This is a genomic window from Pseudomonas sp. A-RE-22, assembly GCF_019956035.1.
Lineage (GTDB): Bacteria > Pseudomonadota > Gammaproteobacteria > Pseudomonadales > Pseudomonadaceae > Aquipseudomonas > Aquipseudomonas brassicacearum.
Window position 1 is genome coordinate 17,655 of the sequence record NZ_JAHBCZ010000056.1, and the last position, 10,448, is coordinate 28,102.

Genomic DNA, 10,448 nt, shown 5'->3' on the forward strand with positions numbered 1-10,448 from the left:
TGCTCGCGATAGCGGTGGGTCAGTCAACATCCATGTCGGCAGATCCATTGCCATCGCGAACAAGCTCGCACCCACAGGGTTCAACCCAGCAATGACAGGGAAAAATCTGCCCCCGGACAGATAGCCGGTACGGCAAAATGCTTGCAGAAAGTTTGGAATACCATAATATGATATTCCATAGACCGAACACTTCAGCCAAGTGCCCCCGAGAGGGAAAGTACAAACAAGAGCCCTTGGCACGGTCGCCTTTTAAGGCCAGATGGACCTACTGCTCCCGATAGGCGGGCGACAAAAGCCCGCTCAAAAACACAACAATGAGGGCGTGAAAATGGTGTTGAAGAAAAGTGCAGCCGCAATTCTTTTTGCCGGCCTGCTGAGTATCACCAGCCAGGCGACGATGGCCGCTGAAAGCGTCAACTTCGTCAGTTGGGGCGGCAGCACCCAGGACGCGCAGAAGCAGGCCTGGGCCGACCCGTTCAGCAAGGCCAGTGGCATCACCGTGGTCCAGGATGGCCCCACCGACTATGGCAAGCTCAAGGCCATGGTCGAAAGCGGCAACGTGCAGTGGGACGTGGTCGACGTCGAAGCGGACTTCGCCTTGCGCGCCGCCGCCGAAGGCCTGCTCGAACCCCTGGACTTTTCGATCATCCAGCGCGACAAGATCGACCCGCGCTTCGTCTCCGACCACGGCGTCGGCTCGTTCTACTTCTCGTTCGTCCTCGGCTACAACGAAGGCAAGCTCGGTTCCGGCAAGCCCCAGGACTGGACCGCACTGTTCGACACCAAGACCTACCCCGGCAAACGCGCCCTGTACAAATGGCCTAGCCCCGGTGTGCTTGAGCTGGCCCTGCTGGCTGACGGCGTCGCGGCAGACAAGCTCTATCCGCTGGACCTGGACCGCGCTTTCAAGAAACTCGACACCATCAAGAAAGACATCGTCTGGTGGGGCGGCGGCGCCCAGTCCCAGCAGTTGCTCGCTTCCGGCGAGGCCAGCATCGGGCAGTTCTGGAACGGTCGCATCTATGCCTTGCAACAGGACGGCGCACCCGTCGGCGTAAGCTGGAAGCAGAACCTGGTCATGGCCGACATCCTGGTCATTCCAAAGGGTTCGAAAAACAAGGCCGCAGCCATGAAATTCCTGGCCAACGCCAGCAGCGCCAAAGGCCAGGCCGACTTTTCCAACCTGACCGCCTATGCTCCGGTCAACGTCGACAGCGTCGCACGCCTGGATTCGGTGCTCGCCCCCAATCTGCCGACCGCCTACGCCAAGGATCAGATCACGCTTGATTTCGCGTACTGGGCCAAGAACGGTCAGGACATCGCGACACGGTGGAACGAATGGCTGGTCAAATAAAAATGTCGGCAACGGCAACCCGACACACCGGAGGCGCCGCTGGCGCTGCCGGTGTGGTAACCACCAAGGCCGTTGCGCCACAAGCGCCGTCGCTGATGCAGCGCTGGCGCGGGGCCGGCAACCTGCTCCCCGCCTTGCTGTTCCTCGGCCTGTTCTTCCTGGCGCCGCTGATCGGCCTGCTGCTGCGCGGCGTGTTGGAGCCGGTGCCTGGGTTGGGCAACTACGAGCAACTGTTCGCCAACTCAGCCTACGCCCGGGTGTTGTTCAACACCTTTTCGGTGGCCGGGCTGGTGACGTTGTTCAGCCTGCTGCTGGGTTTCCCCCTGGCCTGGGCCATCACCCTGGTGCCCCGTGGCTGGGGGCGCTGGATGCTGAACATCGTGCTGCTGTCGATGTGGACCAGCCTGCTGGCCCGCACCTACTCCTGGCTGGTGCTGCTGCAAGCCTCCGGGGTGGTGAACAAGGCGTTGATGGCGCTGGGCATCATCGACCAGCCGCTGGAGATGGTGCACAACCTCACCGGCGTGGTGATCGGCATGAGCTACATCATGATCCCGTTCATCGTCCTGCCGTTGCAGGCGACCATGCAGGCCATCGACCCGATGATCCTGCAGGCCGGTTCGATTTGCGGCGCCAGCCCCTGGACCAACTTCTTCCGGGTATTCCTGCCGCTGTGCCGGCCGGGGCTGTTCTCCGGTGGGCTGATGGTGTTCGTGATGTCCCTCGGTTACTACGTGACCCCGGCACTGCTGGGCGGCGCGCAGAACATGATGCTGCCTGAATTCATCATCCAGCAGGTGCAGTCGTTCCTCAATTGGGGCCTGGCCAGCGCCGGTGCAGCCTTGTTGGTGGCGATCACCCTGGTGTTGTTCTACTTCTACCTGAAGCTCCAGCCGGAATCCCCGGTGGGTGCCAGCAACGCGAGGTAAGCCGTCATGCTCCTGACTCCCAATGCCATGAGCCGGCGCATGCGGTTCGGCCTGTATTTCACCACCGGCCTGATCGCGCTGTTCCTGCTGCTGCCGATCGTGTTCATCGTACTGCTGTCGTTCGGTTCGTCCCAATGGCTGGTCTTCCCGCCACCGGGCTGGACGCTCAAATGGTACGGCCAGTTCTTTTCCAACCCTGACTGGATGAACGCGGCACTGACCAGCCTCAAGGTCGCGGTACTGACCACTGTCGGCGCCGTGGCGCTGGGCCTGCCAACCGCGTTTGCCCTGGTACGTGGACGCTTCCCGGGCCGGGAAATGCTCTACGGCCTGTTCACCCTGCCGATGATCGTGCCGTTGGTGATCATCGCCGTGGCGGTGTATGCGCTGTTCCTCAAGCTGGGCTACACCGGGACGATGTTCGCGTTCGTGGTCAGCCACGTCATCGTCGCATTGCCCTTCACCATCATCTCGATCATCAACTCGCTCAAGCTGTTCGACCAGTCCATCGAGGACGCAGCGGTCATCTGCGGCGCCTCACGCTTGCAAGCGGTGTTCAAGGTGACCTTCCCGGCCATTCGCCCAGGCATGGTCGCCGGCGCCCTGTTCGCGTTCCTGGTGTCGTGGGATGAGGTGGTGCTGAGCGTGATGATGGCCAGCCCGACCCTGCAAACCTTGCCCGTCAAGATGTGGACCACCCTGCGCCAGGACCTGACGCCTGTGATCGCCGTCGCTTCGACGCTGCTGATCGGCCTCTCGGTCCTGGTGATGGTGATCGCCACCGCCCTGCGCCGGCGCAATGAAATCAGCGCCTGAGCGCCTAGGAGAACACGATGAGTGCCGTCAAAGACCCCGCACAACAGAACAACAAGACCCTGGTCAGCCTGCGCAACCTGAACAAGCACTACGGCGACTTTGCCGCCGTGGACGATATTTCCCTGGAGATCCAGGACGGCGAATTCCTGACCTTCCTCGGCTCCAGCGGCTCGGGCAAGAGCACCACGCTGTCGATGCTGGCCGGCTTTGAAACCCCCAGCAGCGGCGAGATCCAGGTAGGCGGAAAATCCCTGGTCAACGTACCGCCGCACAAACGCGACATCGGCATGGTGTTCCAGCGTTACTCGTTGTTCCCCCATCTGTCGGTGCGCGACAACATTGCCTTTCCGCTGGCGATTCGCAAACTGGCCAGCGCCGAGCGCGAACGCCGGGTCGACGCCATGCTCAAACTGGTGCAACTGGGAGAGTTCGCCCATCGCCGCCCTTCGCAACTGTCGGGAGGCCAGCAGCAGCGCGTGGCGATTGCCCGGGCACTGGTCTACGAACCACGCATCCTGCTGATGGACGAACCCCTCGGCGCCCTGGACAAAAAGCTCCGGGAAGACTTGCAGGATGAACTGCGCCAATTGCATCGACGCCTGGGCATCACCATCGTCTACGTCACCCATGACCAGGAAGAAGCCATGCGTCTGTCCCAGCGCATCGCGATTTTCAGCCACGGCAAGATCGTCGGCCTGGGCAGCGGCTATGACCTCTACCAGAACCCGCCGAACGCCTTCGTGGCCTCGTTCCTGGGCAACTCCAACTTCCTCAAGCTCAAGGCCCAGGGCAACGCAGTGGCGACCTTCGAGGGCCAGTCGCTGTCGATCCGCCTGACCGCCGGCCTGCAAACGGACCAGGACGTGCTGCTGATGGTGCGCCCGGAAAAAGCCCTCGCCTTGAGCGTCGAACAGGCCGCCCAGGAACCCTTGGCAGCCGGTTGGAATGAGGTCTCGGCCAAGGTCGTCGAAGTGCTGTTCCTGGGTGAAAGCCAGACCTGCAGCGTGGTGACGTCCGGCGGCACGGCCATGACGGTCAAGGCGCTGTCCGCCGCCGGCATGCCACTCAAGGCCGGCGACCCGGTGCGTGTGCGCTGGGCCACCGCCGATGCTTGCGTCTACACCCAATGGGCCGAGAGCGACCTGAACAAGGCCGCAGGTGCCCACTGATGAACACTGCGCGCCCACAACCGATAAAGCCCGAGGATCGTCCAATGATCGATGCCAGCGTCTACAAACAAGTCATGGGCTCGTTCCCGTCCGGCGTGACCGTGATCACCACCCTTGATGACGACGGCCAGATCGTCGGCCTCACCGCCAGCGCGTTCAGCTCATTGTCGATGGAGCCAGCGCTGGTGCTGTTCTGCCCCAACTACAGCTGCGACTCCTATCCGGTACTGATCAAGAACAAGCGCTTCGCCATCCACCTGCTCTCCGGCGGCCAGCAGAACGAAGCCTATGCCTTCGCCCGCAAGGGCAAGGACAAGGCCCAGGGCATCGAATGGACCTTGAGCGAACTGGGTAACCCGCTGCTGAGCAATGCCACCGCCATCATCGAATGCGAACTGTGGCGCGAATACGAAGGCGGCGACCACGCCATCATGGTCGGCGCCGTAAAGAACCTGATCGTCCCGCAGCACACACCGGGGCCGCTGGTTTATTGCCACGGCAAGATGGGCGCCCTGCCCGTCCTCGCCTGAACCGATCGTCAACTACAAGAGATAGCGCCATGAAATTTTCCCTGTTCGTACACATGGAGCGCTGGGACGAAAGCGTCAGCCATCGCCAGTTGTTCGAAGACCTGAGCGAGCTGACCCTGTTGGCCGAGGCCGGCGGTTTCAGCACCGTGTGGATCGGCGAACACCACGCCATGGAATACACCATTTCGCCAAGCCCGATGCCGCTGCTGGCGTACCTGGCCGGCAAGACCACCACCATCCACCTGGGCGCCGGCACCATCATCGCGCCGTTCTGGCACCCGCTGCGGGTGGCCGGCGAATGCGCACTGCTGGACGTGATCAGCAATGGCCGCATGGAAGTCGGCCTGGCCCGGGGCGCTTATCAGGTGGAGTTCGACCGCATGGCTGGCGGCATGCCGGCTTCCTCCGGAGGCCAGGCCCTGCGGGAAATGGTCCCGGTGGTGCGCGCCCTGTGGCAAGGCGATTACGCCCATGACGGCGAGATCTGGAAATTCCCAACCTCCACCAGCGTACCCAAGCCGATCCGCAAACCCCATCCACCGATGTGGATCGCCGCCCGTGACCCGGACTCCCACAACTTCGCCGTCGCCAACGGCTGCAACGTGATGGTCACGCCGTTGATGAAGGGCGATGAGGAAGTCCTGGACCTGAAGAACAAGTTCCAGGCCGCCCTGGACAACAATCCCGACGTGCCACGCCCGCAATTGATGGTGCTGCGCCACACCCACGTGCATGCGGTGGATGATCCTGAAGGCTGGAAGGTCGGCGCCCAGGCGATCTCGAAGTTCTATCGCACCTTCGATGCCTGGTTCGGCAACAAGCAAGTGCCGGTCAATGGTTTCCTTGCGCCGAGCCCGGAAGAAAAATTCGCCGAGCGCCCGGAGTTCCAACTGGAGAACATCCGCAAGAACACCATGATCGGAACCCCGCAGGAAATCATCGAGCGGATCAAGTATTACCAGGAACTGGGAGTGGATGAGTTCAGCTTCTGGTGCGACAACAGCCTGCCCCATGCCGAGAAGAAAAAATCCCTGGAGCTGTTTATCCAGCAGGTGGTGCCAGCGTTTCGGTGAGTCGCAGCCCTGAAATTTCCGGGGTCAGTTCTATCGTTATCGCGAGCAGGCTCGCTCCCACAGGGGTTGTGGTGAACGCAAATAGATAGGCAACTGCCAGCCAATGTGGGAGCGAGCCTGCTCGCGACGGCGGCTGGAATGTGACGGTAACGCCAAAAAAAATGCCCGGACTTCAAAGCCCGGGCATTTTGCTTTCTGGATGGATCAGAACGTTACGCTTGCACTCAGGCGAGCGGTACGTGGCTCACCGACATTGACTTGCAGTTGGCTGCCGGTGGACGACGGGTAATACTGCTTGTCGAACAGGTTGTCGACGTTCAGTTGCAACGAAGTCTTGTGTCCCAGCACCGGCGACTCCCAGCGCAGGAAGGCGTCGGCGACGGTGTAGCTGCTCAGCCAGAAATCGTTGGCCGCGTTAGCCGCACGCTCGCCGACGTAACGCGCACCGGCACCGGCGTGCCAGGCACCGAATTCGGCCGGGACGTTCAAGTGGTGCGACAAGTACAGGCTGGCGGTGTGCTTGGGCGCATCGGACAGGCGGTGACCTTCGTTTTTCGGGTCATCGAGGATTTCAGTGTGGGTATAAGCATAAGTCCCGATCAAATCCCAACGTTCCGCCAGACGACCGGTGATGTCGAGTTCGAGACCTTGGGAGCCGACCTTGCCCGCGGCTTCTGCCAGCGTTACGCCGTTGACCGTAGAGGACGTCACGACGTTTTTCTTCTCGATATCGAACAGCGCAAGGTTGATGTTCAGGCCCGGCAGCGGATCGTATTTGGCGCCAATTTCGTAGCTACGACCCTCCTCCGGCTTGAAGGTACTGAGGTTGTCGTCCACGGTGTCGTTAGGCTTGAACGAACGACTGTAGTTGCCATACAGCGACAGCTCCCCGGTGGCTTTATAGACCAGCCCCAGGAACGGGACGAAGGCATCGCCGTTGTCGTCGCGGACCGGCACCCTGGTGACCAACCCTTGCTTGGCGAACTGATCGTAATGCTGGTAGCGACCACCGAAGACCAGGATCCAACGATCATTCAGGTGCCAGTTGTCCTTAAGGTAGACCGAGCTGGAAGTCAGCTGATTGCTCAGATTGCTTTGGGTCGGGCTGATGACGCTGGGCTCTCCCAGGCCGCCGTACACCGGCGCAGAGATATCGAAGCCCCCCCGCACTGCCCCACGGTAGGTCTTGCCACGGTATTGGTCCGACACCTGATTATCAGCGCCGATCAACACGTCATGGCGCTGGCCGAACAGCTCCTGTTTACCGATGAAGTCCCAGCTGGCGTAACGGGTTTCGTCATCGTAATGAGCGCCGTTGGCGGCCCGACGCAGATTATTGCCAGTCAGCGAGTTGGGCTGCGCAATCGAAAGGCTATACCGATCATTATTCCAGCCATAGGTCACGCGAGTTTTCCAATCCTCGCTCAGTTCATACTCAAACCGCGCCGTCGCCGTTTCGCGAATCCCCACGCTCTTGGCCCACGGCTCATCCAGACGCTTGTCGTAATCGATATCGGCCGGATGCCCATTGGTGAACACCGTCCCCCGATCAAACGGATTGGAATATTCGTTGTACTCATAGCTGAGATTCAACGAAGCCCGCTCCCCCGTCCAAGCCAGGGACGGCGCCACCAGGGTGCTCTCGTTGACCCCGTAGTTGCGCCAGTAGTCCTCGTGGCCGCGCTCGGCAATCAGGCGATAAGCCAGGCCGGTGTCGCCCAGCGGCCCGGTGGTGTCCAGGGCCATGGTGCCGCCGCCTTCGCTATAGGCCGAGCCGCTCAACGTGGTGCTTTGGGTGTACTCCGGTTTCTTGCTGATAACGTTGACCAGGCCGCCAGGCTCCAGCGCGCCGTACAGCATCGAGGCCGGGCCCTTGAGCACTTCGACGCGGTCGGTGGTGGCGCTGAAGTTGTGCCCCAGGTTCGAACGCACGCCGTCGCGCAGGATCGAGCCATCGTCGTTGGTGCCAAACCCGCGCTTGACCAGTGAGTCTCGCGAACCGCCCAGGGTGTTGCCCTGGCTGACGCCGCTGACGAACTTCATCGCGTCGCTCAGCGAGCGCACCTGATAGTCGGCCAGGGTCTGCTGGGTCACCACGTTGATCGATTGCGCTTCTTCCTTGATCGGTATATCGCTCTTGCTCGCCGTGCTGGCTTGCGACGTCGTATAGCCCTCTTCCTGAGTGACGCGACTGCCCTGGATGTCCGTGGCCGGCAGTTCGAGAGCGTCCTGCGCCCACAATGGGCTGGCAATGAAGCAGCAGGACAGCGTTGGCAACACACACTTGATAAAGACGTTGCGATTAGCGAGGGGGGTGGAACGTTTCAAGACGCGCACTCATAGAAGGGACGTTAATGAGAGCAAATATACTTTGAGAATGATTCCCAGTAAATCTTTTGTATCAAATGATGATCGCACCCGACCCCCTGTGGGAGCGAGCTTGCTCGCGATAGCGGCGGTACATCCAACATCAATGCAACAGACCCACCGCCATCGCGAGCAAGCTCGCTCCCACAGATTTCGCGAACGGTGATATCAAATCGCCCAACTACCCTAAAGCTTTGGCGCGCGCGGTCGAATGTATTCCATTGAGAGATTTTTTTGCCCAGGAGCAGCGGCATGCAGACGTTAAAGGCCTTGTACGAGTCTATCGAGATGCAGTTTTTCGATACCCTCACCAAAAAACTGTCGAGCCTTTTCCTGTTGGTGCTGGTCAGTGGCTTGCTGTACTGGGTGGCCCTCAGCGCCCGCGCCGAGATCGTGCTGCAGTTGCGCAACGCGCAGTTGGACGGTGCCTTGCTGGGGCAGATCGAAGGCCAGCTCGACAGCCTCACCCATGCCCTGCTCTTCGGTGCGTTCCTGACGCTGGGCATGATCAGCTTCATGGTCTGGTATTTCCGCCACCTCATCGTACGCCCCGTCACCGCCATGACCAAGGCCCTGGAAGAGATCGCCAACGGCGAAGGTGACCTGTCCAAGGACCTGCCGCTGGTGACTCACGACGAGATCCGCGTGCTGGCCGGCACTTGCAACCGTTTCCTGGCCAAGCAGCGGGAGATCATCAGCAACGTCCAGGCACTGACCGTGCACATCGCCGTCGAATCGGCCCGCTCGTTGAAGAACATCAGCGACTCCAGTGACAGTGCCACCCACCAGGCCCGCTTCGCCAAGGAGGTCATGGACCAGAGCAACACCGCCGTGGGCCGCATCGAAGAAGTCTCGCGCCAGACCCAAGGCATCTCCAGCACCACCGCCCAGAACCTGAGCATGGCCCGCGACTCCTACGCCGAACTGCTGGAAGTGACCGGCAACATCAGCGAAATCTCCAACAGCCTCGGTGAATTTGCCACGCTGGTGAGCGCCTTGAACCAGCGTTCCTCAAGCATCAAGTCGATTGTCGGGTTGATCCAGCAGATTTCTGCCCAGACCAACCTGCTGGCCCTCAATGCCGCCATCGAAGCCGCCCGGGCCGGCGAAAGCGGCCGTGGCTTCGCGGTGGTCGCCGATGAAGTGCGGACCCTGGCACAAAACGTCAGCCGGGCCACCGATGACATCTCACGCAACATCGACGCCATGCTCGATGAGGTCAGCTCCACCCACGAACAGACCACCCAGATCAGCCACAGCGCCCGGGAAACCCAGAAAGTGGTGGAACGCGCCTCCGGTCATTTTGAAAGCATGATCGGCGACTTCGAATCCACCAACGGCAAGCTGGCGGACATCGCGACCCATATCCAGCAGTTCGCCGACAGCAACACGGGGATCAACGACCGGGTCACCCAGATTCACGCCGACAGTCAGTTGATCGACCAGCGCATGCAGCATTCGGCGACGGCCACCCGCGACCTGTCCGGCGTGGCCGAAAAAGTCCAGGCGCTGTTGGGTCGCTTCGTGCTCGGCCACGGCAAGCTGGATGCAGCCATCACCCGGGCCAGTCAGTGCCGCGACACGCTCCAGGTTCGTCTGGAGGCGCTGCAAGGTGAAGGCCTGAATCTGTTCGATCAGAATTACCAACCGATTCCCGGCACCGACCCCAAGCAGTACATGGCCAGCTACACCGAACGCTTTGCCCAGGTTTGCCAGGAAGAATGCGACAAACTCACCCGCAGCACGCCGGGTGGCAAGGTTTCGTTCATTGTCGACAGCAAGGGCTACTGCCCGGTGAACAACAGCTGGGTCTCCAAGCCGCCAACCGGCGACCGGGTGGTGGATTTGCCGGTGTGCCGCAACAAGCGAATCTTCAACGACCCGATCGGCCTGCGCGCGGCGGGCAACGTCCAGCGTTTCCTGCTCCAGACCTACCTGCGCGATACCGGGGAAATAATGACCGAGATCGACGTACCGTTCTTCTTCGGCGGCCGTCATTGGGGCAACTTGCGGGTGGGCTTCGATGCGGCGGTGTTGTTGGCGGAGTGATGAAGCGCTCGCACGACTCCTGAGATCCTCCCACAGGGGATCTGTGGTGTATGCACATCTTGAGACCACCCCAAAAACAACTGTGGGAGCGAGCCTGCTCGCGAAGGCGGTGGGTCAGTCAACATCAATGCTGCTGATCCACCGCCTTCGCGAGCAAGCCC

The 10,448-nt window shown here is 61.1% G+C and carries 8 protein-coding genes; 7 read left to right on the forward strand and 1 reads right to left on the reverse strand.

Annotation, left to right across the window (positions count from 1 at the left end):
• Positions 1-328: 328 nt before the first annotated feature.
• From KGA89_RS24590 to KGA89_RS24615, 6 genes are read left to right on the forward strand one after another with little or no spacing between them, the layout of a single operon-like run.
• Positions 329-1,354 carry an ABC transporter substrate-binding protein gene (locus tag KGA89_RS24590; protein WP_223472733.1) on the forward strand — a complete coding sequence of 342 codons (1,026 nt, stop codon included), beginning with the start codon at positions 329-331 and terminating at the stop codon, positions 1,352-1,354.
• Entirely contained in the window at positions 1,339-2,283 is a 945-nt protein-coding gene (locus KGA89_RS24595; RefSeq protein WP_013693316.1) for an ABC transporter permease, read from the forward strand. Before KGA89_RS24590 ends, KGA89_RS24595 begins: the two co-directional genes overlap by 16 nt.
• 6 nt (positions 2,284-2,289) lie before the next feature.
• Positions 2,290-3,099, forward strand: coding sequence for an ABC transporter permease (locus tag KGA89_RS24600; protein ID WP_223472734.1), 810 nt, complete (start codon positions 2,290-2,292; stop codon positions 3,097-3,099).
• 17 nt (positions 3,100-3,116) lie between these two features.
• The gene (locus KGA89_RS24605; RefSeq protein ID WP_223472735.1) at positions 3,117-4,268 is read left to right on the forward strand and encodes an ABC transporter ATP-binding protein; all 1,152 of its coding nucleotides are present in this window, start codon (positions 3,117-3,119) and stop codon (positions 4,266-4,268) included.
• 44 nt (positions 4,269-4,312) lie between these two features.
• On the forward strand, positions 4,313-4,798 hold the full coding sequence (locus KGA89_RS24610; protein ID WP_223472739.1) for a flavin reductase family protein: 486 nt from the start codon (positions 4,313-4,315) through the stop codon (positions 4,796-4,798).
• 29 nt (positions 4,799-4,827) lie between these two features.
• Complete coding sequence (locus tag KGA89_RS24615; protein ID WP_223472736.1) at positions 4,828-5,871, forward strand: LLM class flavin-dependent oxidoreductase; 1,044 nt, start codon at positions 4,828-4,830, stop codon at positions 5,869-5,871.
• A gap of 204 nt (positions 5,872-6,075) precedes the next feature.
• On the opposite strand, the gene KGA89_RS24620 is transcribed toward KGA89_RS24615, so the two are convergent.
• Positions 6,076-8,199 carry a TonB-dependent siderophore receptor gene (locus KGA89_RS24620; protein WP_223472737.1) on the reverse strand — a complete coding sequence of 708 codons (2,124 nt, stop codon included), beginning with the start codon at positions 8,197-8,199 and terminating at the stop codon, positions 6,076-6,078.
• Positions 8,200-8,490: 291 nt separating this feature from the next.
• Between KGA89_RS24620 and KGA89_RS24625 the strand changes: the two genes are divergently transcribed.
• Positions 8,491-10,287 carry a methyl-accepting chemotaxis protein gene (locus KGA89_RS24625; RefSeq protein ID WP_223472738.1) on the forward strand — a complete coding sequence of 599 codons (1,797 nt, stop codon included), beginning with the start codon at positions 8,491-8,493 and terminating at the stop codon, positions 10,285-10,287.
• The last annotated feature ends 161 nt before the right edge of the window (positions 10,288-10,448 follow it).

What these genes read in the sequence shown, in the direction of transcription:
- KGA89_RS24600 (WP_223472734.1), top strand. Translation starts at nt 2,290, where the DNA reads ATGCTCCTGACTCCCAATGCCATGAGCCGGCGCATGCGGTTCGGCCTG.
- KGA89_RS24605 (WP_223472735.1), top strand. Translation starts at nt 3,117, where the DNA reads ATGAGTGCCGTCAAAGACCCCGCACAACAGAACAACAAGACCCTGGTC.
- KGA89_RS24615 (WP_223472736.1), top strand. Translation starts at nt 4,828, where the DNA reads ATGAAATTTTCCCTGTTCGTACACATGGAGCGCTGGGACGAAAGCGTC.
- KGA89_RS24625 (WP_223472738.1), top strand. Translation starts at nt 8,491, where the DNA reads ATGCAGACGTTAAAGGCCTTGTACGAGTCTATCGAGATGCAGTTTTTC.
- KGA89_RS24590 (WP_223472733.1), top strand. Translation starts at nt 329, where the DNA reads ATGGTGTTGAAGAAAAGTGCAGCCGCAATTCTTTTTGCCGGCCTGCTG.
- KGA89_RS24610 (WP_223472739.1), top strand. Translation starts at nt 4,313, where the DNA reads ATGATCGATGCCAGCGTCTACAAACAAGTCATGGGCTCGTTCCCGTCC.
- KGA89_RS24595 (WP_013693316.1), top strand. Translation starts at nt 1,339, where the DNA reads ATGGCTGGTCAAATAAAAATGTCGGCAACGGCAACCCGACACACCGGA.